Genomic DNA, 25,031 nt, shown 5'->3' with positions numbered 1-25,031 from the left:
TCGAGTTTTCGTTCCCTGCAAGACGAGCGCGAATGACGGCCGACGTCAATAGTGGGTCGGGATGCGGCGGGACGCGCCGCAAATCGGCAGCAGGGAGCTCACGCGATGGGAATGGCACATCCGAAATACAAGGTGGCGGTCGTCCAGGCGGCGCCGGCCTGGCTCGACCTGGATGCCTCGATCGCGAAGACGATCGGGCTGATCGAGGAGGCGGCCGACAAGGGCGCCAAGCTGATCGCATTTCCGGAGGTCTTCATCCCCGGCTATCCCTGGCACATCTGGATGGACTCGCCGGCCTGGTGCATCGGCCGCGGCTTCGTGCAGCGGTATTTCGACAATTCGCTGGCCTATGACAGCCCGCAGGCGGATGCGCTGCGGGCCGCGGTGCGCAAGGCGAAGCTTACGGCCGTGCTCGGCGTCTCCGAGCGCGACGGCGGCAGTCTCTACATCGCGCAATGGCTGATCGGCCCCGACGGCGAAACCATCGCCAAGCGTCGCAAGCTGCGACCGACCCACGCCGAGCGCACCGTCTATGGCGAGGGCGACGGCAGCGATCTCGCCGTGCATGATCGGCCCGACATCGGGCGGATCGGCGCGCTGTGCTGCTGGGAGCATCTGCAGCCGCTGTCGAAATACGCGATGTATGCCCAGAACGAACAGGTGCATGTCGCGGCCTGGCCGAGCTTCTCGCTCTACGATCCATTCGCGCCGGCGCTCGGCGCCGAGGTCAACAATGCAGCCTCGCGGGTCTACGCCGTCGAAGGCTCGTGCTTCGTGCTCGCACCGTGTGCCACTGTCTCGCAGGCGATGATCGACGAACTCTGCGACCGGCCCGACAAGCACGCACTGCTGCATGTCGGCGGCGGTCATGCCGCGATCTTTGGCCCCGACGGCAGCTCGCTCGCCGAGAAGCTGCCGCCCGAGCAGGAAGGTCTGCTGATCGCCGAAATCGATCTCGGCATGATCGGCATCGCCAAGAACGCCGCCGATCCGGCCGGGCATTATTCACGCCCCGATGTGACGCGGCTCTTGCTCAACAACAAGCCGTTCAATCGGGTCGAGCATTTTGCGCTGCCGGTCGATGGTGTGGCCTCGACTGGTCCGGCCGCGGAGGTTCCGTCGGCCCGGTCCGGCGAAGTTGCTTGAGAGGAGGGGCATCATGGAATCCGCGATTCCCACTCATCTGGTCACAACGCGCTGCTGCCATCGCCGCGTCGACGACGACTACAGGCCACCTTATCCGTCATTCGTCGCCCGCCACAAGGCGGGCGTTACCCAGGTCGTGATGGCCTATTTCGGCCTGCAATATCGCGATGAGCTTCCGCCGGCTGCGACCTCCTCGAAGTCCGAGTTCGTCGCGCTCGCGTCGGGGGCGCATGGTCCATCGCACTGGGACCGTGCGTCCTATGTCGACCAGGCCGGATTTGCGAACGAGATCTTCGTCGCCTATTGGGACGACGTCGTGCGCTTCGACACCTGGTTCGAGCCCGCGCGCGCCGCCTGGACGGGGGCCGACGTTGTGGGGATCGGCCGCTTCATCGAGGTGCTACGGCCTGCCGTCGAGCGTTACGAAACGTTGTTCTCGTCGTTGGGGCGGCCTGAAGGCGTCGCCGTGATTGCCGACGGCATGAGCGGCGAAGTGTTGGAGCACGCCTATTGGGGCGGCATGCGCGACCGTATTCCTTTGTCTCAGACCCACGATATGAAATCGTCGGGCAAGCCCACGCTGCTGGAGGATGGGACGCGTCTGCGTGTGCTGGCTCAGGACAATCTGTGCATGATCCGCTCGGGCCAGGACTGGAGCGATACGGACGCGGCGGAGCGCCGGATGTATCTGGAGGACGTCGAGCCGGTGCTGCGCGAAGGCATGGAATTCCTGCGCGACGAGGGGATTTCGATCGGCTGCTACGCCAACCGCTACATGCAGTTGCGAGGGCCCGACGGGGCCCTGACCGAGAAGTCCTATGGGCAGAGCTGGTGGCAGAGCCTGTCCGCGCTGGAGCGCTGGGCGGAATCGCATCCGACGCATGTCAGGATTTTTGGCGCCGCGATGAAATATCTGTCGTCGCTCGGCCCCGCCGCCAAGCTTCGGCTCTATCACGAGGTCACGGTCGCCGCCGCAGATGAGCAGTTTTTCGAGTATCTCGGCTGCCACCCCAAGACCGGCATGCTCGCCGCCGTCTGACGTCGCTCCGCGCACGGACTAGGCCTTTGATCCTGGCTGGTCCGCGCGCCGACCGTCCACGGCAATGCTGGGGATGGCTAGGTTCCTGCTTCGGGCTGCGCCGGCGGGGGCGCCGACCGGCGCGGCGGCCGGGCCGCACGCGGGGCGGCGCCGCGCGGCTGCAGCGTCACGATCACGGGGTTCGGCTTGTGGTCGGTCGCCGCGCCGGTCGCTGCGTCGACACCCATGCCGATCAGGCCGCCGGCGAGGACGTTGCCGGCGAAGCCGGCCGCGCCCGCCGCGGGGATATCCTTCGTGAGCGTGATCGTCTGGCTCTCGTAGCCGGGCTTATCGACCGTGACGGCGAGGTCGGCATTGCGCTTGGCGACGAACGAGCATGGCGTCGTACAGGTCATCGGCGCTTCCAGGCCGGCAATCGTGGCTTCGGCGCCTGAGGGAGTAGACGCCACGCTGATCGTCTCGGTTGTGCCTCGCGTCACGGACGCGCAACCACCCAACGCGGCGCACAACGCCACGAACGCTACAACTCTCATCTGGTACTGCCCCCTTGGAACCCGGGGGAACTCAAGCGCAACTGGAGCGGGACGGCAAGCGCAATCATCTTTTTCCGAAGAGTTTCCCGGCCGAGTTTCGCGCGAGTGTGGCTTTTTACACCCGCGTTTCGCGAACACCGCGCGCGATCGCCTTCTGCGCGTCGAACTCGGCACGCCGGCGCGCCAGCTCCTGCGGAGCGAGCAGGGCCGGATTGCTGTAGTCGCGTTTCCAGCCGTGATCGTCGCTCCACTGCAAGGGGGATTGCACGGTCGTTCGTGCGGCTGGTGAACCTTCCAGCACACGCAGGGCGAGCTCCAGCGTGAACGCCTGCGAGTCCACATCGTGCGGCTTGCCGGCGGAGTTGCCGAGCGGGAAATCGGAGAACAGAAAACGCGGCACGGCGGCGTGCTCGACGATGTCCTTGGCGCAGCCCATCACCACGGTCGGAATGCCGTTCGCTTCGAGATGCCGCGCCACCAGGCTCACGGTCTGATGGCAGACCGGACAGTTCGGCACCAGCACGACCGCATCGATCTCATCCGTGCGGCAGCGCGCGAGAATCTCCGGCGCGTCGGTCTCGATGGTGACGCGCTGGCTGCGGTTGGTCGGGGCGCCGAAGAAGCGCGGCCCGACCGCGCCGATGCGCCCCTCGCGGGCAAGGCGGATGAGTTGCGGCAGCGGAAACCAGGTACCGGAATCATCAGCCTTCGTATGTGCGCGGTCATAGGCGATGTGGGAGATCCGCAGATCGTGCCGGGCCGACGTATCGCCGTCATAGACGGTGTAGAACTTGGCGCCGCCATTGTACGGCGCGCCGGGGCCCTGATCGCCCTTGGCCGGATCGTAGGGCGTAGCCGTCGTGACGACGGTGACGCGTGACTGCGCGAGCGGCTTGCGCAGCGGCTGGAACGGCGCCGAATTGTAGTGCGCCCAGCGATACGGCGTCTCGTAGCCGATCGCGCGGTAGTAGTCCCGCGTGCGCGCCATGTAGGGCAGCGGCGCGTCGTCGTCGGGCGCGAAGTCGAGGCTATCGTCGGAAGGTGCGGTCATCCGTCGCGCTCCTGCGGGATCGATGCGAGGATTGCTAGCCGGCTCGTCCGCCGTGTCAAGGCGACGCGCGCGTGGAACCGAGGCGGACCTGAGGCTTTGTCTGTCGGCAGATTGGTCCCGGTATCCTGGCCGGTCGTTTTTCGATGTTTCCATGCGCATTTCGATCGCGGCAGCATTGCGTTCTCTCGGCGTCGGTCTCTGTCTCGCCGGCGCGACGACCTGCATCGTATTGGCGAATGATGGCGAGCATTTCCTGCCTTCCCCGTCGGGCCCGGCCTCACAGCCCGGGCCCACGGAGATCGCCGATCCGGCCCGCGACACGTCTGGGGGCGAAAGCGCTGAGCCCGCCGACACCAAGGCAGACAAGACCACGGCGGACGATACCAAGGACAAGCCGGCTGAGCCGAAGGAGAGCGGCACGCGCGAGTCGATCTGCCTGATGATCGAGTCCGCGGCCAAGGCCAACGATCTGCCGCTGGAATTCTTTGCCCGCGTGATCTGGCAGGAGAGCCGCTTCCAGAGCGACGCCGTCGGGCCGGTGACGCGCAACGGCCAGCGCGCGCAAGGAATCGCGCAGTTCATGCCGGGCACCGCGAACGAACGCGAGCTGCTGGATCCGTTCGATCCGGTCCAGGCGCTGCCGAAATCGGCGCAGTTCTTGGCCGAGCTGCGCGATCAGTTCGGCAATCTCGGCCTGGCCGCGGCCGCCTACAATGCCGGCCCGCGCCGGGTGCAGGACTGGCTCGCCGGCAAGGGCCAGATGCCGTGGGAAACCCGCAACTACGTCTCGGCGATCACCGGCGCGTCGATCGACGATTGGGCGGCGGCCGGAAAGGGCGGCAAGATGCCGCCGAGCCCGCCGCAGACCTCGTGTCATCAACTGATGGCGTTGTTGAAGCGCGCACCCAATCCGTTCGTCACGCAGCTCGAGCAGCACGTCGCTCTGTCGGCCGCGAAGCCGTGGGGCGTGCAGCTCGCCGCCGGCTTCGACCGCAACAGGGCGCTTGCGATGTATGCGCGCGCCATCAAGGGTCTCGGGCCGGTGATCGGTGATCGTGACCCCAGCCTGCTGTCATCGGTGATGCGCTCGCGCGGCAACCGCGCCTTCTACCAGGTCCGGATCGGCGCCGACACGCGCCCCGAGGCCGACGGGCTCTGCAGCCGCATCCGTCGCGCCGGCGGCGCCTGTTTCGTGCTGCGCAACCGGGCCTGACCGCGGGCAACTTGCGCGGGATGCAGACCCGCGCGCGCGTGATGGCGGTTGACGCGGGACGCTTTCGCCAGCCTTATCGCGGTCCGTTCCGCTGGGCCACCTGCTTCCGTGACACTTCCTCCACTCGACTCCCCGCAATGGCATGGCTCGCTCCGCGCCTTCGGCTGGGGGCTGCGCGCGACCGGCGCGACCATCCTGTCGCTGGTGCTGTTCGTCACCTTCATCGGCATCGGCGCGCTGGCGCACGACACCCATTTCAGCATGCTGTGGGCGATCCTGAGCACGGCCCTGGTGTGGGCCGGGCCGGCGCAGATCATATTGGTCTCGACGCTCGGCTCCGGCCAGACCCTGGTGCAGTCGGCCGTTGCAGTCACCATGAGCGCGATCCGGCTGTTTCCGATGGTGGTGGCGGTGCTGCCGCTGATCCGGACACCGCAGACCAAGCGGCGGCAACTGGTGCTGGTGGCGCATTTCACGGCCGTGACCTTGTGGGTCGAATGCTATCGGTTCCTGCCGCATGTCCCGCGCGAGCGCCGCATCGCCTTCGTGCACGGGCTCGGCTCCGGCCTGATGGCGGTCGCGCTGGTGGCGACCGTCATCGGCTACCTGCTGGCGGCCAACCTGTCGCAGACCTTCGGCGCCGCCGTGCTGCTGCTGACGCCGCTGGCCTTCCTGTTCTCGACCCTGCGCAATGCCAGGGAGGTCGCCGACGTGCTGGCGCTCGGGCTCGGGCTCGTGCTCTATCCGGCAGCCGCGCAGCTCAACAGCGGCGTCGATATCCTGGTCAGCGGGGTCGCGGCCGGAACGATCGCGTTCGGTGTCCACAAATGGCGCGAGCGGCAGGGGCTGGCATGACCGACTTCATCGGCGACTGGCACGCGCTGGTCGTGCTCCTCGTGGCCGGCGTCATCCCGAACCAGATCTGGCGGCTGCTCGGGCTGTGGTTCGGCAGCGGGCTCGACGAGGGCTCGGATCTCCTGACCTGGGTCAAGGCGGTGGCGACCGCGATCCTGGCCGGTGTCATCGCCCAGATCCTGGTGCAGCCGCCGGGGGCGCTCGCCAGCGTGCCCTGGGGTCTGCGCTATGGTGCCGTCGTGGCCGGCCTCGCCGCCTTCATGGCTGCGCGGCGTTCGATCTTCGCTGGCGTCGTCTGCGGCGAGGCCGTCATGCTGGCCGGCAAATGGTGGCTCGGCTGACTTGCGCGACCGCAATTGCGGCGGAGCCGGGTTCCGCTAAATTGACCGCCTAACAACGGATTTGCTGATGACCATCGATACCGATCTCCGCCCGGGTGAAGTCACCGTCGACGCGCCGCCGCCACGCGATGCGACCCTGTACTTCATCGGCCGCATCCGCACACCCTGGACGTCGCGGCTGGAAACGCCGCGGCAGGGCAGCCATGAGGGACCGGTGTGCCGGCTCGAGATCTTCGAGCCCTGGGTGCCGGCCCTGAAGGGCGTCGACTTCTACACCCATCTGGAGGTGATCTACTGGCTGCACCGCTCTCGCCGCGACCTCGTGCTGCAGAGCCCGAAACATCACGACGAGAAGACGCGCGGCACATTCTCCCTGCGCTCGCCGGTGCGGCCCAATCCGATCGGCACGTCGACGGTGAAGTTCGTCGCTCTGGAAGGCAACACGGTACTGGTGCGTGGTCTCGATTGTCTCGACGAGACGCCGCTGCTCGACCTCAAGCCCGATCGCTGCGTATTCTCGCCGCTGTCGCAGCAGCAGGTGCCGGCGATCGAGGGGAAATAGCAGGCGGAATACGACCGTCGCGGCGGACACGGCGGTCGACGAGAGGCAGCAAATCGGGATGAGAGCGTGAGCAAGCGGCCGCAGAACACCGTGACGGCGTTGGATGCGATCACGGCGGACCTCGTCGCCGTGCTGGTGGCGGTGACCGAGGGACACCCGAGGATCATGACGATCGGAAACGCCGGTGCGTTGCCGAGCGGTCCGTTTCAGTTCGCCCATCGTTCGCTGCAGACGGGCTTGCGTGCCTGGGTCGAGGCGCAGACCGGCCATCCGCTCGGCTATGTCGAGCAGCTCTATACGTTCGCCGACCTTGGCCGCACCGGAGATCCCGGCGCGGCTCACCGCATCTCGATCAGCTATCTGGGTCTCACCCGTGAGGAGCTGATCCGCGAGGGATCGGAAGCGCAGTGGTCGTCCTGGTACGACTACTTTCCCTGGGAGGATCATCGCGCCGGGACGCCGGCCATGATTGCAAAGATCATCACGCCCAAGCTGCGCGCCTGGGCCAGATCCGCAGACGAGCAGGCGCTGCAGAAGCAACGCTGGCAGCGCGCGGTGATCACGTTCGGACTGGATGGCCGCGACTGGAACGAGGAACTGGCGCTGCAGCGCTATGAGCTGCTGTACGAGGCTTCGCTGATCCCCGAGAGCGTGCGCGGCAAGGGAGGCCGCGATCAGGTCGTAGCCGGCCGCGCCATGACGGCCGACCACCGCCGCATTCTTGCCACCGGCATTGCCCGGCTGCGGGCCAAGATCAAGTACCGCCCGGTGGTTTTCGAGCTGATGCCGGCGGAGTTCACGCTGCTGCAGCTGCAACGCAGTGTCGAGGCGCTGGCAGGGCGGCTGGTTCACAAGCAGAATTTCCGCCGTCTCATCGAGCAGCAGGAACTTGTTGAGGAGACAGGGGCAATCGCCGCCGACACGATCGGCCGCCCGGCTAAGCTGTTCCGTTTCCGCCAGGGACTGCTGGCCGAACGCGCCGTGGTTGGAACCAAGCTTCCGCTCTCGCGGTCTTGATCCCGCGCTCTTGACTTCCCTTATGCTCAGGATAAGTATAAGCCATCTTATGCTCATGGAGAGTATAAATGGCCCAGCTTCCGTCCACTGCGTTCGATCCCTCCGCGCCGCTTCACGAACGCCTCAAGCGCGTGATCCCGCCACCCGAATGGGCGGTGTTTGAAGAGGATGTCGAGGCCATCCTCGCGCTGAAGCGCCGGCGCAATGCCGTGGTGCTGGCGCACAACTACCAGACGCCCGAGATCTTCCATGGCGTGGCCGACATTGTCGGCGACAGCCTGCTGCTGGCGCGCGAGGCGACCAAGGTCGATGCCGAGGTGATCGTGCTCGCCGGCGTCTACTTCATGGCGGAGACCGCCAAGCTGCTCAATCCCGAGAAGACCGTGCTGATCCCGGACCTTGCGGCCGGCTGTTCGCTTGCGCAGTCCATCACGGCAAACGACGTACGGCTGATGCGCGAACGCCATCCCGGTGTGCCGGTGGTCGCCTATGTCAATACATCGGTCGCCGTGAAGGCCGAGTCGGACATCTGCTGCACCTCCGGCAACGCGCGCGCCATCGTCGAGTCGCTCGGTACCGATCACGTGATCATGCTGCCGGACGAGTATCTCGCGCGCAACGTCGCCGCTCAGACCAAAGTGAGGATCACGGCCTGGAAGGGCCATTGCGAGGTGCACGAGCGCTTCAGCGCCGAGGACGTCCGCACGCTTCGCGACAATCATCCCGGTGTCACCGTGCTCGCGCATCCGGAATGCCCGCCCGAGGTGGTGGCGGAAGCCGACTTCGCCGGCTCCACGGCGGCAATGGCCGACTTCGTTGGCCAAGAGCGGCCGCCGCGCGTCGTGCTGCTGACGGAATGCTCGATGAGCGACAATGTCGCGGTGCTGTACCCCGATATCGAGTTCATCCGTCCCTGCAATCTCTGCCCGCACATGAAGCGGATCACGCTGAAGAACATCCGCCACGCGCTCGAGACCAACGCGCACGAGGTCACGATCGATCCGGCGATGGCCGATCGCGCCAGGCGTTCGGTGGAAAGGATGTTGACGCTATGAGCATCGATCTCTCGGAACTCATCGGTCGTCCCGTGATCATCGGCGGCGGCGCCGCCGGCTTGATGGCTGCGCTTCGGCTCGCGCCCGAGCCCGTCGTGCTGCTGTCGAAGTCGCCGCTTGGCGCCGAGGCGTCGAGCATGTGGGCGCAGGGCGGCCTGGCCGCCGCGGTTGGCGACGACGACGATCCCGCGCTGCATCTGAGCGACACGCTCGCGGCGGGCGCCGGGCTGTGCGACGAGGCCGCAGCCAGGCAGATCGTGCAGGCAGCGCCGGCTGCTGTCGATCGTCTCGCTGAACTCGGCGTTGCTTTCGACCGTGGGGTGGGCGGGCACTGGCGTCTGGGCTTGGAGGCCGCGCATGGCCGCAACCGGATCGTTCACGCCACCGGCGACGGCACGGGACGCGAGATCATGCGCGCGCTGATCGCGGCCGTGAGAAGCTGCCCGTCGGTCACGCTGCTCGAAGGCGTCGAGGCGCGCCGGCTGATCGTCGCTGACAATGCGATCCAGGGCGTCGTCGCGGTGCGCGGTGACGAAGCTCTGATCCTCGCCACGACACGCGTCGTGATCGCAACCGGCGGCATCGGCGGCCTGTTCCTCGACAGCACCAATCCGGCCGGTTGTTTCGGCCAGGGGCTGGCGCTGGCCGCGCGCGCCGGTGCCGTGTTGTCCGATCTCGAATTCGTGCAGTTTCATCCCACGGCCTTCGACGGACCGTCGCGGCCGCTGCCGCTTCTCACCGAGGCGATCCGCGGTGACGGCGCTGTTCTGATCGACGAGACCGGTGCGCGCTTCATGGCGGAGGAGCCGGGAGCTGAACTGGCGCCGCGCGACGTCGTGGCGCGCGCGGTATGGCGCCGCCGTGCGCAAGGTCATCGCGTGTTTCTCGATGCCCGGATCAAGCCGGGCAGGGACTTCGCCGCGCGCTATCCGGTGATCAGTGCGTTCTGCGGCATGGCCGGCATCGATCCGGCAGTCGATCCGATCCCGGTGCGACCAGCGGTGCACTATCACATGGGCGGCATCGCGGTTGATCACGCCGGCCGCAGCACGGTCGAAGGCCTCTGGGCATGTGGTGAGGCCAGCCGCACCGGCCTGCACGGGGCCAACCGGCTCGCCAGCAACTCGCTGATGGAGGCGATCGTCTGCGCGCAATGGGTTGCCGAGAGCGTGGCCGGTACGCCGCGCGGCATTGGCAAGCCACGCGAGATCGCGGCGATCCCGCCTGCGCCTGAAGCGTCCGCGGTGCGCCCGCTGCTGTCGGATGCGCTCGGCGTGTTGCGCGAGCGCGGCGCGATCGCAGCCGCCATTTGCAATCTCCTTCCGCTCGCCGAAACGGGCGGTGCGAGCGCCGATCCGGCCCTGGTCGGCCTGATGATCTCAGTCGCGGCCTACGCCCGCGAGGAGAGCCGCGGTGCGCATTTCCGCAGCGATTGTCCGGACACGCTGCCGGTTGCGCAGTCGTCCAGCTTCACCCTGTCCCAGACGATCGTCGCGGCGCGGCACATCGCTGAGACCGCGCAGCCATCGCTCAGGAGCGCACTGCCATGACCCTCAATCCCCTTTCGCCCTTGCTCTATGAGCCGCTGGTCCGCGCGGCGCTGCTGGAGGATCTCGGCCGCGCCGGCGACATCACCACCGATGCGATCGTCCCAGCCGAACAGCGGGCCTCGCTGCAACTGAAGGCGCGCCAGCATGGCGTGATCGCGGGGCTCGACGTCGCGCGCTGCGCCTTCCGGATGGTGTCGCCTGACGTCCGCATCGAGCTCGTGCGGCCCGACGCTAGTGTCGTGACATCCGGCGATAAGATCGCGACCATCAGCGGCCCGGCGCGTGCGCTGCTCACCGGCGAGCGTACAGCGCTCAACTTCCTCTGCCACCTCAGCGGCGTCGCCAGCGCGACGGCGTCATTGGTGTCGGCTGTGAAGGGCACGCGGGCGCAGATCGTCTGCACCCGCAAGACGACGCCGGGGCTGCGTGCCCTGGAGAAATATGCGGTGCGCGCGGGCGGCGGCGGCAATCACCGGTTCGGCCTCGATGACGCGGTCCTGATCAAGGACAATCACATCGCCATCGCTGGCGGCATCAGGCCTGCGATCCTCAGCGCGAAGGCCCATGCCGGCCATCTCGTCAAGATCGAGGTCGAGGTCGACACGCTGGCGCAACTGGAGGACGCGCTGGCGCTCGGTGTCGATGCGGTGCTGCTCGACAACATGACGACCGCGCAACTCGAACAGGCCGTCGCCATGGCGCGCGGCAAGGCGATCACGGAGGCCTCCGGACGCATCACGGTGGCGACCGCGCCCGCCATCGCCGCCACGGGCGTCGACCTGATCTCGGTCGGCTGGATCACGCATTCCTCGGCCGCGCTGGATATCGGGCTCGATGATGGGTGATCGCGACGGCGAAGCCGATCAGCCCTTCAAGGCCGCGATCAGCTTCGCCGCGTTGTCTTCCAGCACCTTCGGGTCCTCCTTGCGGCTCGCCGGTGGCAGCAGGGAATCGCCGTTGTGGCGCGGCATCACGTGGACGTGGAGGTGGAACACCATCTGGCCGCCGGCATGCTCGTTGAACTGCTGCACGGTGATGCCGTCGGCGGCGAAGGCGGTCTTGGCGGCGCGCGAGATCGTCCGCACGGCGCGGCCGACATGGAGATAGTCCTCCTCGGTGATGTCGAGGATGTTGCGGGCAGGGGCCTTCGGGATCACCAGCGTATGTCCGGGCACGCGCGGCATGATGTCGAGGAACGCCAGCACGTGGTCGTTCTCATAGACCTTGGCGCAGGGAAATTCGCCGCGCAGGATCTTTGCGAACGGATTGTTGGGATCGTAGGCGGTCATGGACAGTCCCTCGGCGGTTCCTCTTTGATGGCCTTACTCTCACCGTGACGTGCCGAAGGTCAAGACGGCTCGTCGATGCCCTTTCGGAACGGGCCGGACTCGGCCAGCTCGCGGCTCGCCTCCTCGACATAGGCGCGCTCGCGCTTGAGGTAGTCGTCGATGGCGCGGCGCAGGCCGCGATCGGCGATGTAGTGCGCGGAGTAGGTGGTCTGCGGCAGGTAGCCGCGCGCGATCTTGTGCTCACCCTGGGCGCCGGCCTCGACGACCTTGAGCCGGCGTTGAATCGCGAAGTCGATCGCCTGATAGTAGCAGACCTCGAAATGCAGGAACGGGTGGTGCTCGATCGCCCCCCAGTTGCGGCCGAACAGCGTGTCCGAGCCGATGAAGTTGATGGCGCCCGCGATCCAGCGGCCCTCGCGCCTGGCCATCACCAGCAGGACATCCTCGGGCATGCTCTCGCCAATCAGGGAGAAGAACTTGCGGTTGAGGTATGGCCGGCCCCATTTGCGCGAGCCGGTCTCCATGTAGAAGTCGAAAAAGGCGTCCCAGGCATCCTCGGTGATGTCCTTGCCGGCGAGCTGGTGGATGGTGACGCCCGCGCTGAGCGCGTCGCGCCGCTCGCGCTTGATCGCCTTGCGATGGCGCGAGTTCAAGGTTGCCAGGAAGTCGTCGAAGCTGGAGTAGCCCTGGTTGTGCCAATGGAACTGCTGGTCGGTGCGCTGCAGAAACCCCTGTGCCGCGAGCAGCTGCCATTCGGCTTCCCGGGCAAAGGTGACGTGGACGGACGAGGCCTCGCTGATGCCGCACAGCGCCTTGAGCCCCTGGGCGAGGGCAGTCCCGATGACGGTCCCGTCCTGATCTGCGCGGACCAGCAGCCGTGGTCCGGTCGCCGGCGTGAACGGCACGGAAACCTGGAGCTTGGGGTAGTAGCGCCCGCCGGCGCGCTCATAGGCGTCCGCCCAGCCGCGGTCGAAGACATATTCGCCCTGCGAGTGCGACTTCAGATAGCAGGGCACGACGCCGACGATCTCGTCGCCGGCTTTCGCGATCAGGTGGCGCGGCGCCCAGCCGGTCCGCAGGGTGGCGGAGCCGGAGGCTTCGAGCGCGGAGAAAAAAGCGTGGGAAACGAAAGGGTTGTAGGACGGCCCGGAAAGCTGACATGAGCCGGGAGAGACCGTCACCGTGGGGTTTGCGCAGGCGTCCCAGGCGGCAGCGGGGATTTCGCTGACCCCGGGGACGGCTTCGAGCGTGATCTCAGGTGATGCCATCGAGTCCTTGGAAAACACGCTGGCGGGCGGTTGTGCCGGAGCGTGGCCTGAATGTCCTTTCCGCTCAAGATCGTGCATCGCAGCAGCGAGTTCAAGGCCGGCGTCACGTCTCCGGCGAAAACCCTTCGAAGATCATCTGATCCGCGTGGCGGGCTGCGATCGCGCGCTGCTCTTGTGTCCGGATGGTCCAGCTGAGGAGCGGGCAGCCGAACACGTTGCGCGCGATCCACGGCGCAGGCGCGGGCAGCTGCTGAACCCAATAGGCGACGAAATGCGGCTGGGAGCTGAACCCATGCTTCAGATGCAGCATGCTGTCGCGCTGCGCCTGGGTCAGCTTGGCCCAATAGCCATCCTCATAGGTGCGCTGGGCGACGATGCCGCGCGTCAGGTCCGGCATGGTTTCGCGCAGCGCCAGCATCTGGTCCGGATCGAACGACATGCCGACCACCGGGCCGGAGTAGGAGGCGAGCACCTCGGCCATCCGTTTGACCAGCCGGTGGTCGCCCTGGAACGTGCTCTTGACCTCGACCACCAGCGGCACGCGCCCGGCGATCAGGCTGCAGAGGTCACTGAGCGTCATCATCCGCTCGTCGGTCTGCTTGAACCGGACCGCCTTCAGCTCGGCCGCCGTCTTGTCGATGAGGGCGCCGGAGCCTTCAGTGAGGCGGCCCAGCTCGTAGTCGTGGTGGACCATCGCCTCGCCATCGGCCGACAGCTGGATGTCGCATTCGATGGCGAAATTGCCGGCCACGGCCGCGCGCGCGGCAGCCGGCATGTTTTCGATGATGCCGCTGACGGCATCGTGCAGGCCGCGGTGGGCGACGGGGCGGGCCGTCAGCCAGTCAGGTGCGCGCATTCGCCCCGTCCGTCTGCTGGCGCATGATCTCGTCGGAAAACCGCTTCACACTTTTCCGGATCATGCGTGCGTTTTTATTCAACCTCGAAGACGCCTTCCACTTCCACCGCGGCATCGGACGGAAGCGACGACACGCCGACGGTGGTGCGGGCGTGGCGGCCCTTGTCGCCGAACGCGGCGACCATCAGGTCGGAGGCGCCGTTCATGACCTTCGGTCCGTCGAGGAAGTCGGGCGCCGAATTGATGAAGCCGCCGAGCCGGACCACGCGCACCACCTTGTCGAGATCGCCGACCGCCGCCTTGACCTGGGCGAGCAGGTTGATCGCGCAGCCTTTCGCCGCGGCGTAACCTTGCTCGAGCTCCACGCCGCCACCGAGCTTGCCCGCCGCGATCATCTTGCCATCGGCGCCGAGGCAGACCTGGCCCGATACGAACAGCAGATTGCCGGTGCGCACGAACGGGACATAATTGGCCACCGGCGCCTTGGGCTGCGGCAGAGTGATGCCTTGCGCCGCCAGATTCTGTTCAACCGTACCCACCATGTGAAAATCCCCGTTCTATCGCCTGAAAGCCGGTCCCGTGCCGGACCGCGGCCCTGTTTGGCGCAGTTGCCAGTGACATGCAAGCCGCGGCGGCCGTCGGACGCGAACGGGCCGCGTGCCTCGCTCCGGGCTTTGATCGCACGTTTCCGTGAGGCAGCCGCAGTTGCGACGTAATGCAGCGGTCTTTAATGTGACGGTTTAACGATCCGCCCCTCAAGGAAAACTCATGGCTCATTCGTTTCGACTGTCGATGGGAGCGCTGGCCGTCGCGGCGATCACATTCGGTCCGGTGCAGGCCGAGGCCGGGGTGCCGTTCCTGCCGCATCAGGCGCTCTATGAGCTCAGCCTCGTCAAGTCGCGCGGGTCGAGCCCGGTCAACAGCGCCCGCGGCCGCATCCTCTATAATTTCTCCGGCAGCGCCTGCAACGGCTACACCTCCGAATTCCGCCAGGTCTCGGAGCTCGATCTCGGCGAGGGCAAGGTGACCTTGAGCGATCTGCGCTCGACCGCGTGGGAGGACGGCGCCGGCAAGAGCTATCGCTTCAAGATCGACTCGCGGATGAACGATCAGGCGTCCGGCCCGGTCGACGGCATTGCCGAGCGCACCGGCGATCACATCACCGTCAAGCTCAAGCAGCCCGAGGCGAAGACCTTCACGCTCGACGGGGCGACGGTGTTTCCGACCGAGCAGATCCAGCGCATCATCGCCGCCGCGCGCGAGGGCAAGTCGCTGCTCGAGCTGTCGGTCTATGACGGCTCGGACAATGGCGAGAAGGTCTACAATACGCTCACGGTGATCGGAGCGCGCGTGCCGGCCGAGAAGACCATCGCCAAGCCCGATGCCTCCACGGCCAGTGACGAGATGAAGGCCATGACGCGCTGGCCGGTCACCGTCAGCTACTACGACCGCGATGCCAAGCGGGCGGAGGGCGAGCAGACGCCCGTCTATGCCATGTCGTTCGAGCTTTACGAGAACGGCGTCTCCCGGTCGCTCGTGCTCGACTACAATGATTTCGTCATTGCCGGCGCGCTCGACAAGTTCGACGTCAAAGAGGCGAAGGACGGCAAGCCCTGCGGCAACTGACGGCGTCATCCGGTGTCCTCCGGGCCGTCATAGGCGATGCCGCGGATGACCGCGGCCTGGCCAAACTTCTTGCGCAGCGCATCCATTGCGCGCTCGGCTGAGGCCGAGCGGCGGTCGAGCATGTCGGTGTCGGAGGCCTCCGAGCCCGGCCGCAGCGCGCTGACACCTGTGCCCATCAGGCGGAACGATGTGCCGTCGGTCTCGCGCGCCAGCATCTCGCGGCAGATCGAAAAGATCTTGCCGGCGAGCTGCGTGGGCGCCGCGATCGATTGCGAGCGGGTGCGCTGGCGGAAATCGGCGGTCTTCAGCTTCAGCGTGATGGTCGAACCGGCGAGCTGGCTCGCCTTCAGCCGCGAGGAGACCTTCTCGGACAGCCGCCACAAGGTTTTTTCCAAGGTCGCATAGTCGCGGATGTCGGTGTCGAACGTGGTCTCGCTGGAAATCGTCTTGGCGCCGCGGTCGGCCACGACCTTGCGCTCGTCGATGCCGCGGGCCAGCCGCCACAGCCTGCGGCCGTCGCTCGCAAACTGCTTCATCAGCTCGATCTCGTCGGCGCGCTGCAGGTCGGCGATGGTGCGGAAGCCGCGTTGCGCCAGCCGCTGCTGGGTGGCGGGCCCGACGCCGAAGATGAAGCCGACCGGCTTGTCGGCGAGCATCGCGCGCGCCTCCTCCTGGTCCAGCGTGGCGAAGCCGCGTGGCTTGTCGAGGTCGGAGGCGATCTTGGCCAGGAACTTGTTGCAGGACAGGCCGACCGACACGGTGATGCCGATGTTGTGCTCGACCTCGCGGGCGAACCGCGCCAGCACCTTCGCGGGGATCATGCCGTGGACGCGTTCGGTGCCTGACAGATCCAGGAACGCCTCGTCGATCGACAATGGCTCAACCAGCGGCGTCAGTGCCTGCATGGCCAGCCTCACCTCGCGGCCGACCCGAACATATTTCGCCATGTCGGGGCGAATCACGACCGCAGACGGGCACAGCTCCAGCGCCTTGAACATCGGCATCGCCGAACGCACGCCGTAGGTGCGGGCGATGTAGCAGGCGGCCGACACGACGCCGCGCTTGCCGCCCCCGATGATGACGGGACGGTCGGCCACGTCGGGATTGTCGCGCTTCTCGACCGTTGCATAGAAGGCGTCGCAGTCGATATGCGCCAGTGTCAGCGCGGGCAGCGCGCGATGCCGGACCAGGCGCGGCGAGCCGCAGGCGGTGCAGCGGCGTGTGCCCGCATCCAGGTCCGTCAGACAGTCGCGGCAGAAGCAGGTCGGCCCGGTGACCGCGCGCGGCGCTCCCTCTGGCGCTGAGGTGGTCACGGCACGTCGCGCTCCCACAGGTCGCCCAATACCTGCCTTGCAGCCATGATATTGGTCGGATGTAACTTGGAGCTGGCGGCAAAAGCCTTTACGGTCTCGTCGTCGCGCAGGACGAAATCGAGCACGCTAACCAGGAAATTCGGGTCGGCGGCCGAGGATCGCAGCGTTTCGGGCCCAATTCCGGTCTCGGCCAGGAAACGGCCGAGACGCTCCGGTTCCCCAGCCAGGAAACCGAGTGCCTGAATTGCAACGATTTCAGCGACTTCGCGCGGTTTTTGAGCACGCTTTTTCAACGCCGCATTTGCCTTTCCATTAACTTGTCGTCTCTACTTTGCGCCCATCATGCCCGAGTCGTCGCAGCGGGTTCAAGCAAGTGGAAACCATCTCCGGGGCAAGATGGAATACCGACTTAACGGCTTAGAACGAATCTGGGGCTAGTTTGAATTAGATCAGGTGCGGTGGACAGGTGTCCGCCGGAGGGCAGGCGGGTGTCAGTGATTCGGAGGGACGGATGGGAAAGACCGTCCTGATCGTGGAGGACAATGAGCTCAATATGAAGCTCTTTCGCGATCTGTTGGAAGCGCATGGGTACCAGACGTCCGGTACCTCCAGTGGCGTGGAGGCGCTCGACATCGTGCGCCGCACGCGGCCCGACCTGATCCTGATGGACATCCAGCTGCCCCAGGTGTCGGGCCTGGAGGTCACGCGCTGGATCAAGGACGATCCGGAGTTGCGCGCGATCCCGGTGGTTGCGGTGACGGCATTTGCGATGAAGGGCGATGAGGAGCGCATCCGCGAGGGTGGCTGCGAAGCCTATCTTTCGAAGCCGATCTCGGTCGGAAAATTCATTGAAACGGTAAGACGCTTTATCGGCTAGGAGTTTCGAGTGTCCGCGCGCATTCTTGTCGTCGACGACGTCCCGGCCAACGTCAAGCTGCTGGAGGCGCGGCTGTCGGCGGAGTATTTCGACGTGCTGACCGCCTCGAACGGCGCCGAGGCGCTGCAGATCTGCCAGCGCGCCGAATGCGACATCATCCTGCTCGACGTGATGATGCCGGACATGGACGGCTTCGAGGTCTGCCGCCGGCTGAAGTCGAATCCGGCCACGCATTTCATTCCGGTCGTGATGGTGACGGCGCTCGACAGTCCCTCGGATCGCGTGCGCGGGCTGGAGGCGGGGGCCGACGACTTCCTGACCAAGCCGGTGTCCGACGTCGTGCTGATCGCGCGCGTGCGGTCGCTGACGCGTCTGAAGATGATGACGGACGAGCTGCGCATGCGCGCGCTGACCTCGATCGAGATCGGCGTGCAGGCGCCCGAGCGCAACGCGGTGGCCGACGCCGGCAGGGGCGGGCGGGTTCTGCTGGTCGACGACCGGCCGTCGTCCTACGAGCGGCTCGGGCCGATGCTCGCGACCGAGCATGCCGTCGATGTCGAGCCCAATCCCGCCGAGGCCGTCTTCAATGCGGCCGACGGCAACTACGACCTCGTGATCGTGTCGCTTGATCTCGACGATTTCGACGGCCTGAGGCTGTGCAGCCAGCTGCGCTCGCTGGAGCGCACGCGGCAAGTCCCGATCCTGGCCATTGCCGATGCCGAGAACAATTCGCGGCTGCTGCGCGGGCTCGAGATCGGCGTCAACGACTATCTGTTGCGGCCGGTCGACAAGAACGAGCTCCTGGCGCGCGTGCGCACCCAGATCCGCAAGCGCCGCTATACCGATCACCTGCGTGACAACGTGCAGAACTCGATCGAGATGGCGATCACCGATGCGCTGACCGGCCTGCATAATCGCCGCTACATGGAGACGCATCTGGCGACCTTGGCCGACCAGGCGGCGAGCCGTGGCAAGCCGCTGGCGCTGATGATGCTCGACATCGACTACTTCAAGTCGATCAACGACAATTACGGCCACGATGCCGGCGACGACGTGCTGCGCGAGTTCGCGATGCGCGTGCGCAAGTCGATCCGCGGCATCGATCTCGCCTGCCGCTATGGCGGCGAGGAGTTCGTGATCGTGATGCCCGAGACCGATCTGCACGTCGCCAGCATGGTCGCGGAGCGGCTGCGGCGCTCGGTCGCCAACGAGCCGTTCTCGGTCCACAAGGGCGAGAAGCGGATCGAGGTGACGATATCGATCGGGCTGTCGACGCTCGAGCAGAAGGGCGAGCCGGTCGCCGACGTGATGAAGCGCGCCGACACGGCGCTGTATCGCGCCAAGAACGAAGGCCGCAACCGCGCCGTCGCGATCCCGCCGACGCATCAGCCGTCGCTCCTGCCGCAGGCCGCCGGCCGCGGCCGCTGAGGGGCAGGGCGGCGGGCTCGGGTAACCGCTGCTTACGGGTACGCCGTCGGCGAGGAGCCGCATCTCCCTCCACCTCGTCATTCCGGGGCGCGCGTAGCGCGAGCCCGGAATCCATAACCACGATGGGGAGTATGGATTCCGGGCTCGCCCTCCGGGCGCCCCGGAATGACGGTTTGCTTTTGGTGACGTGCGTCCAGACATGAGAGTTAGCCCTCGCCACGCATCCGCGCCCGAGCTGTGACATTCTCAAAACCCTCTTCAACAACAGAGGGCGCAGGGAAGGCCGGGTGCTGGTCGCACCCATGGTCCGCGTGCAGCAAAAAAGCACGCGGCAGAACCACAGGTACGAAGCCGGACATCCGGCCCTCCCTGCGCAATGGCTTTACGGCGTACTCCGTGCTCTCCCCGGGGACCGGCGTTCTTGCCCCCGTCGTCCGCGAGCTCGTCGCATCACGGACTTGGCCTCAGCATCGGGAGGCCAGGACCACACGGCTTGACCGTGCGCATCAGGTTGTTCGTCGGCGCGGACAAGCCACGCTGCAACCCGACACGCCCACCGCAGCCCACCTCCACGTTCGTGACGATCGCGATACGTCCCTCTTGATGAGGTGGGATGCGCAGAGATAAGCATGATTTCCGAAAAAAAGAAAGAGAAGAATTGCCGTCCGGCAGCCGATGGGAATGATCCGACTGAAAAGATTCGGAAAATTAGTTTTTTGGCGCAGCGGTTTCCGTGACGCGGCAGCAGGCGTGGCTCAATCCACGATCGTCATCCGGCAGATCAAGAGATCACGTCGGGTATCCATTCGGATCCGAAAGGCAACATCGCAGATCAATGTTCAGCGGCGGTATTCCTGGGCTCGGGATCGGGACGCCCGCGGGTCTCTGGTGTTCCGTCCTTCGAGTGACAGGCCACCTTCCCAAGATTGAATATCGTTGTAAGGTGTTGCAGATACACCTTGATCGTGTAGGGCAGCATGATTCAGAAGATCCTACTTTTGGCTTCTAATCCCTCCCATACGGCACGGCTTCGTTTGGACGTCGAAGCGCGTGAGATCAGCGAGGGATTGAAGCGCTCAAAAAGGAGAGAAGAATTTGAGCTCATACAAGTCTTCGCGCCGCGGATCGACGACCTACGCAGAAGCCTGCTCGACCATTCTCCCCAGATTGTACACTTCTGCGGTCATGGTGCAGGCGCCGGTGGAATTCTCCTCGAGAATAACGAGGGAAACGCGTTCTCGATTTCGACCGACGCTCTAGCCGGTTTGTTTGAGCTCTGCGCGGACCACGTCAACGTCGCAATCTTAAACGCGTGCTATTCGGAGGAGCAGGCCGAGGCCCTTTCAAAACATATACGTTATGTCGTTGGTATGAGACAAAGTGTTTCTGATCCCGCCGCTATAAGGTTCGCTGTTGCATTTTACGACGCGCTTGGGTCAGGCAGGGAAATAGAGTCTTCGTTTAAGTTCGGCTGCAACGCAATCGCCATGTACGGGCTGTCCGAAGATAAGACACCGATACTGAAGAAAAAGCACTTTGCCGTGGAGCCTCATAACTCCCAACCTGAGAAGCCGGTCTCAGGTCTCGGTTTGGGTGAGGCGTTTGCGACGAGAATGCGCGCGTTGCAGGTGCGCTCTCGAATCCGCGATAGCATGCGAGCTGTGGCGTCACATCCGGAGTATCCGCTCTGGATGTCGGTTTCGGATACGTTGGTGAAGAACCCCATTTGGGAGAGTATGCCGAAAGGCAATATCAGTCCGGATTACCATCCCGCAGGTCCAACTCTGCCAAAGATCATGCATCTTGATATGCTTCTCATTCGTCGGAATGACGAGCGTGGCCATGGCCAACTGTATACATACTTCAGCCCGGATTGGGGCGCGGATCTCCTGACTTTCCGTCAGAGGTTTTCAGACGAAGAGAAGACCAGACGCCATCAGCTAAGTGCAGAGCAAATTGCAAGACACTGGCAGTTTGCGGCCGACCTTATCGAAGTGAAGCCTTTGAAGGACAAATATGCCATCAGCGTCAAGCCACATCCTAAGTATCGTGATTTGATTTTTTACGTGTTTGAGTTCTGTTCCGTAACGATAAACCCAGCCGCAAATACCCATGTGAATTGGAGCGAATTTCTCGATGGGCCCAATCTCTCCGGAAGGTGGGTCTCTCTCTCTTACTTGAGAAGTAACGAAAAGTCGTGGTCCGTGAATGGTGATGTCATTCGTGCGCTCCATGAGTTGTTCACCTACGATCTGGGCGCTCTTCCCCCTTTTTGCCCCGATGAGTCCGTAGGTCCGTAGGGCGGATCAGCGCAGCGTGATCCGCCGCTCTTGTACAAGGGCGGATTACGCTAACGCTCGTCCGCCCTGCGGGCTCTGGTGGTGACGAGCGATCAGCCGTTCAATGTGCTTTTGGTTGCGCGAAGAATATCGTTCGACAGCTTGGGATCATTCACGGCCCGGGCAAGCACGAGTGCCCCGATCAGGGAGGCTGCGGTCGCGAGCGCCTTGTCGTCGCGCTGACGCTGCTTCAAGCTGGAATCCATCCGAGCGCTCAGCAGCGCGATCATGCTCCGCACTCCGGCCGTGAAGCGTTCTCTCACGCCGCTGCTTTGACGCTGCATTTCACAACACAGGGCTGCGAACGGGCAGCCGCTTCCCGGCTGGTCGCGATGCGCCGCCGAGAGGTATCCTGAAACGTAGTCGCGGAGAGCAAAGACTTCGGGCACCTCCTGCGCTTTCGTGGCGATCGCGTAGGCCACCGCTTCTTCGACGAGCCGTTCCTTGGACCCGAACTGACTGTAAAGGCTGCCATGAGTCATGCCGGCCGCCTCGGTCAGCGCGTCGACACCTACGCCGGAGATGCCGCGCTCCCGCATCAGGCGGGAGGCGGCCTCGAGAATACGCTCGCGATTTTTGGCAGCCTGTTCTTTTGAGACGCGCATGTTCGCAGAATCCTGAATCACGGGGCTTGACAAGTATAATAGCGATCGTCATCTAATTCAATAATTACGATCGTTATCAAAACGGTTGAGGACCGGCGCTGCCGCCAGGAGAACCGCATGGACGGGATGAAAGCCAAGATCGCGCTCGTGACCGGCGCCTCGTCAGGCATCGGAGAAGCCACCGCAGTGCGGCTCACGAGGGCCGGCTACAAGGTCTACGGCACCAGCCGAAGGGGGGCCCAGGCGGGCAACCGGCCTTTCGAGATGCTGTCCCTCGACGTGACCAGCGATAGTTCCGTGGAAGCTGCCGTCGCTGAAGTGATGGGACGCGACGGCCGCGTTGATCTGCTCGTGAACAACGCCGGCTTCGGTGTTGCCCCTGGCGGCGCGGAAGAGAGTTCGATCGAGCAGGCCCGATCGATTTTCGAGACGAATTTTTTCGGACTGGTCCGGATGACGCGTGCCGTCGTGCCTCACATGCGGCGCCAGGGGAACGGCCGCATCATCAACATCAGCTCCGTGCTCGGCTTTCTGCCGATGCCCTTTGGCGCGCTCTATGCTGCAACCAAGCACGCAGTGGAGGGCTATTCGGAATCGCTCGACCATGAACTGCGCACGAGGGGTATCAGGGTCTCGGTCATCGAGCCCGCATATACGAAGACGCCGTTCGACGCGAACTTCATCGAGCCGGATACCAAGCTCGATGCGTATCACGAGGCACGCGAGGGCGTGACCAGACGCGTGAACGAGGTGATGGCAACGGCCGAACAGCCTGGCGTCGTGGCCGACATCGTCCTGATCGCGGCCAACGCGGCGCACCCGAAGATCCGATACGCGGCCGGCAAACTCGCGAACCGCCTGCGATTGCTTCGCCGGTTTGCGCCCGCCGGCCTGGTGGATGCCGGGATTCGAAAGGACCTGCGGCTTGACGCGCTGCCGGTCCGCACGGCCCGGTCATTCTGACGGCGTAAGACGGATCCAAGCGCCGCCTGCGTACGCTGCGGCCAAGCCTTTCGGATGTAGAAAACCATGAGAGCATTCGTTCTAAAACGTTACGCCAAATCAGAGCAGGCCGCGTTCGTCGATGTTCCTCGGCCGGTGCCCAAGCCGGACGAGATTCTTGTTCAGGTCCACGCGGCCGGCTTGAATCCCATCGACAACATGATTCCAAAAGGAATGTTCAAACCCATCCTCCGGTTCAAGCTGCCGGCTACGATGGGGAGCGATCTGGCAGGTGTCGTCGTGGAGGTGGGCGGTCGCGTGACGCGCTTCAAGCCAGGCGATGAAGTCTTTGCCAGCATCTTCGACCTGAGCGGCACCGGCGCTCTCGCGGAATTTGCCGTTGTGCCCGAGACTGCCGCCGCGCTCAAACCGGGAAATCTCGACTTCGTCCAGGCGGCCTCGATCCCGATGGTCGGACTGACGTCGTGGCAAGCGCTCAAGGAGCGCGCACGCCTGAAGTCCGGCCAAAAAGTGTTCATCCCTTCAGGCTCCGGCGGCATCGGCACATTTGCGATCCAACTCGCGAAATCTCTTGGAGCAAGGGTGGGAACGACGACCAGCACCGGAAACGTGGACCTGGTACGGAGCCTCGGCGCCGATGAGATCATCGATTACAAGAAGCAGGAATTTGCGGATCTCCTACGCGACTACGATGTCGTGCTGGGTACGCTCAGGGGCGAGGCGCTCGAAAAATCTCTTCGGATCCTGAAGCCCAACAGCACGGTCGTTTCCCTGATCGGCCCACCGGACGGCGCCTTCGCTCGCGCGCGACGCATGAATTCCTTGATGGTGTTCTTGTTCGGGCTACTGAGCCGCAAGATCATTCGCCGCGCCAAGCAACAGGGGGCCGCTTATTCGTTCCTGTTCGTGCACCCAGACGGTGGTCAACTTGCGGAGATCGGTGAGCTTCTCAAGGCAGAGCGCATTCGGCCGGTGATCGACAGGGTATTTCCGTTCGACCAGGTGAAGGAAGCTCTCGCATATCTCGATCAGGGTCGAGCCAAGGGCAAGGTCGTTGTCCAGATGACGTCGTCGCAGGGCGGATCGGCGAGGGCGTGATCCGCGGCTGTTCTACGATCGTATGAAACGGCGGATTACGCTAACGCTCATAATCCGCCCTACGTGCTCATGGGTAATAAGATCGTCGTCCAGCCCGGACCAAGTGCAATTCCAACTCCCGGTCGGGCGTCGAGGGGATGCTAAGGGGGGGTGTGAGCGCGGCAGGGATTTCGATCTCACAACGATCTCGTCCGTCGCTATAGACGAGGGTCCCTTGCGAAATCCGGAGTGCGATGTTCGAGCCGCGCTGGGCATCGCCGGACCACCGATCCAGAGCGGCTATGCAATCTGGCATCGCAAATCCTTGGAGCGCTCTGATCTCGTCAATGAGCCGTTTGGCCTGCAGGGTTCTGAAGAAAATGGATCTGGAAGCGATCTCGAACCAAAAATCATTCTCGCCTGATTGGACAATGGCGCTCACGCGCTCAAGCTCGATCGTGCGGCTTCGAACCCTGCGACGAACATTCGGGAGCCATGGCGAAAACAGCAGAGATCCGGGGAGCGCGTAGCGCATATTGCCCGTCTTCGTTCGCTGCCACGGCCACGGCCTGTCCTGGCCGCTGTCGGCTGATCCGACGAAAAGCATACCCTTTGTCTTGCGGATGACCGGCCAGAAATTGCGCGCGGGCGAGCAGCGAATGGCGTGGTGAAGCTGCGCAATCGCAAGAGTGACCGGAGCCGCCTGAGCCAGCGCCTCGATGGCCAGGATCACGTGCTGTGCGTTTTGACGGGCGTAGTCCTCCGCAAGGCGGCGGTTCGACCTGCGAAGATGCTCGCGATAGGTCTGCATCTGCGCATCATACGCGTCGGCTGTTCGATCCTGCATCGGTCACCACCTTCAGAAGCGTGCGCAATTGATCGAGCCGGGCTGTTGTCCGACCGCGCAGCCAACACTGGATAGGCTAGTTTCAGTTCGTCAGGGGAAGCTGAAGGTCTTCCGGGGGCGCCCCGCAGGGGCGGATCAGCGAAGGCGTGATCCGCCGCCTTGCTTCGCCGATACGGCGGAA

At 64.8% G+C, this 25,031-nt stretch carries 26 protein-coding genes; 16 read left to right on the top strand and 10 right to left on the bottom strand.

Annotated features, from left to right (window positions below; translation table 11 throughout):
* Positions 1–105: 105 nt before the first annotated feature.
* Together LQG66_RS08190 and LQG66_RS08185 are read left to right on the top strand one after the other, a co-directional pair.
* Positions 106–1,146, top strand: a complete 1,041-nt coding sequence (locus LQG66_RS08190; protein WP_231325231.1) for a carbon-nitrogen hydrolase family protein — start codon at positions 106–108, stop codon at positions 1,144–1,146.
* Positions 1,147–1,159: 13 nt separating this feature from the next.
* The gene (locus tag LQG66_RS08185; RefSeq protein ID WP_231325228.1) at positions 1,160–2,185 is read left to right on the top strand and encodes a phenylacetaldoxime dehydratase family protein; all 1,026 of its coding nucleotides are present in this window, start codon (positions 1,160–1,162) and stop codon (positions 2,183–2,185) included.
* 77 nt (positions 2,186–2,262) lie between these two features.
* Here the strand turns inward: LQG66_RS08185 and LQG66_RS08180 are convergent, their stop codons facing one another.
* Positions 2,263–2,718 (bottom strand): PEGA domain-containing protein, encoded by a 456-nt coding sequence (locus LQG66_RS08180; protein WP_231325226.1) that lies wholly within the window; start codon positions 2,716–2,718, stop codon positions 2,263–2,265.
* Positions 2,719–2,833: 115 nt separating this feature from the next.
* Entirely contained in the window at positions 2,834–3,769 is a 936-nt protein-coding gene (locus tag LQG66_RS08175; RefSeq protein WP_231325224.1) for a glycine reductase, read from the bottom strand.
* Positions 3,770–3,920: 151 nt separating this feature from the next.
* On the opposite strand from LQG66_RS08175, the gene LQG66_RS08170 reads away from it, so the two are divergent.
* The 8 genes from LQG66_RS08170 (at position 3,921) to nadC (ending at position 11,207) form a co-directional block, all read left to right on the top strand.
* A complete protein-coding gene (locus LQG66_RS08170) occupies positions 3,921–4,982 on the top strand; it encodes a lytic transglycosylase domain-containing protein (protein WP_231325222.1) in 1,062 nt (353 codons plus the stop codon).
* Between the two features lie 108 nt (positions 4,983–5,090).
* Positions 5,091–5,837, top strand: coding sequence for an AzlC family ABC transporter permease (locus LQG66_RS08165; protein WP_231325220.1), 747 nt, complete (start codon positions 5,091–5,093; stop codon positions 5,835–5,837).
* Entirely contained in the window at positions 5,834–6,178 is a 345-nt protein-coding gene (locus LQG66_RS08160; protein ID WP_231325218.1) for an AzlD domain-containing protein, read from the top strand. The genes LQG66_RS08165 and LQG66_RS08160 overlap by 4 nt, the downstream gene beginning before the upstream one ends.
* A gap of 67 nt (positions 6,179–6,245) precedes the next feature.
* Entirely contained in the window at positions 6,246–6,740 is a 495-nt protein-coding gene (gene tsaA / locus LQG66_RS08155) for a tRNA (N6-threonylcarbamoyladenosine(37)-N6)-methyltransferase TrmO (RefSeq protein WP_231325215.1), read from the top strand.
* Between the two features lie 66 nt (positions 6,741–6,806).
* Positions 6,807–7,757, top strand: a complete 951-nt coding sequence (locus tag LQG66_RS08150) for an NUDIX hydrolase (RefSeq protein WP_231325213.1) — start codon at positions 6,807–6,809, stop codon at positions 7,755–7,757.
* Positions 7,758–7,825: 68 nt separating this feature from the next.
* Positions 7,826–8,812, top strand: coding sequence for a quinolinate synthase NadA (gene nadA / locus LQG66_RS08145; protein WP_231325211.1), 987 nt, complete (start codon positions 7,826–7,828; stop codon positions 8,810–8,812).
* Positions 8,809–10,362 (top strand): L-aspartate oxidase, encoded by a 1,554-nt coding sequence (locus LQG66_RS08140; RefSeq protein ID WP_231325209.1) that lies wholly within the window; start codon positions 8,809–8,811, stop codon positions 10,360–10,362. The genes nadA and LQG66_RS08140 overlap by 4 nt, the downstream gene beginning before the upstream one ends.
* The gene (gene nadC / locus LQG66_RS08135; protein ID WP_231325206.1) at positions 10,359–11,207 is read left to right on the top strand and encodes a carboxylating nicotinate-nucleotide diphosphorylase; all 849 of its coding nucleotides are present in this window, start codon (positions 10,359–10,361) and stop codon (positions 11,205–11,207) included. The genes LQG66_RS08140 and nadC overlap by 4 nt, the downstream gene beginning before the upstream one ends.
* Before the next feature lie 18 nt (positions 11,208–11,225).
* On the opposite strand, the gene LQG66_RS08130 is transcribed toward nadC, so the two are convergent.
* The 4 genes from LQG66_RS08130 to LQG66_RS08115 form a co-directional block, all read right to left on the bottom strand.
* The gene (locus LQG66_RS08130) at positions 11,226–11,651 is read right to left on the bottom strand and encodes an HIT family protein (protein WP_231325204.1); all 426 of its coding nucleotides are present in this window, start codon (positions 11,649–11,651) and stop codon (positions 11,226–11,228) included.
* Positions 11,652–11,710: 59 nt separating this feature from the next.
* Positions 11,711–12,919 (bottom strand): GNAT family N-acetyltransferase, encoded by a 1,209-nt coding sequence (locus LQG66_RS08125; RefSeq protein ID WP_231325202.1) that lies wholly within the window; start codon positions 12,917–12,919, stop codon positions 11,711–11,713.
* A gap of 103 nt (positions 12,920–13,022) precedes the next feature.
* Entirely contained in the window at positions 13,023–13,775 is a 753-nt protein-coding gene (locus tag LQG66_RS08120) for a glycerophosphodiester phosphodiesterase family protein (RefSeq protein WP_231325200.1), read from the bottom strand.
* Positions 13,776–13,849: 74 nt separating this feature from the next.
* Positions 13,850–14,317: a RidA family protein gene (locus LQG66_RS08115; RefSeq protein WP_231325198.1), complete on the bottom strand. Its 468-nt coding sequence runs from the start codon at positions 14,315–14,317 to the stop codon at positions 13,850–13,852.
* A 226-nt stretch (positions 14,318–14,543) separates the two neighbouring features.
* Between LQG66_RS08115 and LQG66_RS08110 the strand changes: the two genes are divergently transcribed.
* The gene (locus LQG66_RS08110) at positions 14,544–15,401 is read left to right on the top strand and encodes a cell envelope integrity EipB family protein (RefSeq protein WP_231325196.1); all 858 of its coding nucleotides are present in this window, start codon (positions 14,544–14,546) and stop codon (positions 15,399–15,401) included.
* Positions 15,402–15,406: 5 nt separating this feature from the next.
* Here LQG66_RS08110 and LQG66_RS08105 read toward each other — a convergent pair whose 3' ends face one another.
* Positions 15,407–16,714, bottom strand: coding sequence for a DNA polymerase IV (locus LQG66_RS08105; protein WP_231325194.1), 1,308 nt, complete (start codon positions 16,712–16,714; stop codon positions 15,407–15,409).
* Positions 16,711–17,007, bottom strand: coding sequence for a DUF3572 domain-containing protein (locus LQG66_RS08100; RefSeq protein ID WP_231325192.1), 297 nt, complete (start codon positions 17,005–17,007; stop codon positions 16,711–16,713). The genes LQG66_RS08105 and LQG66_RS08100 overlap by 4 nt, the downstream gene beginning before the upstream one ends.
* 218 nt (positions 17,008–17,225) lie before the next feature.
* Between LQG66_RS08100 and LQG66_RS08095 the strand changes: the two genes are divergently transcribed.
* The 3 genes from LQG66_RS08095 to LQG66_RS08085 all read left to right on the top strand — a co-directional run bounded on the left by LQG66_RS08095 (position 17,226) and on the right by LQG66_RS08085 (position 21,319).
* Positions 17,226–17,591, top strand: coding sequence for a response regulator (locus LQG66_RS08095; RefSeq protein ID WP_015666329.1), 366 nt, complete (start codon positions 17,226–17,228; stop codon positions 17,589–17,591).
* Between the two features lie 9 nt (positions 17,592–17,600).
* Positions 17,601–19,019, top strand: a complete 1,419-nt coding sequence (locus LQG66_RS08090; protein WP_231325190.1) for a PleD family two-component system response regulator — start codon at positions 17,601–17,603, stop codon at positions 19,017–19,019.
* A gap of 977 nt (positions 19,020–19,996) precedes the next feature.
* Positions 19,997–21,319: a CHAT domain-containing protein gene (locus LQG66_RS08085; RefSeq protein ID WP_231325188.1), complete on the top strand. Its 1,323-nt coding sequence runs from the start codon at positions 19,997–19,999 to the stop codon at positions 21,317–21,319.
* A 92-nt stretch (positions 21,320–21,411) separates the two neighbouring features.
* Here the strand turns inward: LQG66_RS08085 and LQG66_RS08080 are convergent, their stop codons facing one another.
* A complete protein-coding gene (locus LQG66_RS08080; protein WP_231325185.1) occupies positions 21,412–21,963 on the bottom strand; it encodes a TetR/AcrR family transcriptional regulator in 552 nt (183 codons plus the stop codon).
* A 117-nt stretch (positions 21,964–22,080) separates the two neighbouring features.
* Between LQG66_RS08080 and LQG66_RS08075 the strand changes: the two genes are divergently transcribed.
* Together LQG66_RS08075 and LQG66_RS08070 are read left to right on the top strand one after the other, a co-directional pair.
* Positions 22,081–22,926 (top strand): oxidoreductase, encoded by an 846-nt coding sequence (locus LQG66_RS08075; RefSeq protein ID WP_231325183.1) that lies wholly within the window; start codon positions 22,081–22,083, stop codon positions 22,924–22,926.
* 66 nt (positions 22,927–22,992) lie between these two features.
* Complete coding sequence (locus tag LQG66_RS08070) at positions 22,993–24,024, top strand: NADP-dependent oxidoreductase (protein WP_231325181.1); 1,032 nt, start codon at positions 22,993–22,995, stop codon at positions 24,022–24,024.
* Between the two features lie 67 nt (positions 24,025–24,091).
* Here LQG66_RS08070 and LQG66_RS08065 read toward each other — a convergent pair whose 3' ends face one another.
* Complete coding sequence (locus LQG66_RS08065; protein ID WP_231325178.1) at positions 24,092–24,850, bottom strand: hypothetical protein; 759 nt, start codon at positions 24,848–24,850, stop codon at positions 24,092–24,094.
* Positions 24,851–25,031: the final 181 nt, after the last annotated feature.

This window comes from Bradyrhizobium ontarionense, from assembly GCF_021088345.1.
Lineage (GTDB): Bacteria > Pseudomonadota > Alphaproteobacteria > Rhizobiales > Xanthobacteraceae > Bradyrhizobium > Bradyrhizobium ontarionense.
The sequence above is the reverse complement of the archived record's forward strand: the minus strand, read 5'-3'. Positions and strand labels throughout refer to the sequence as shown.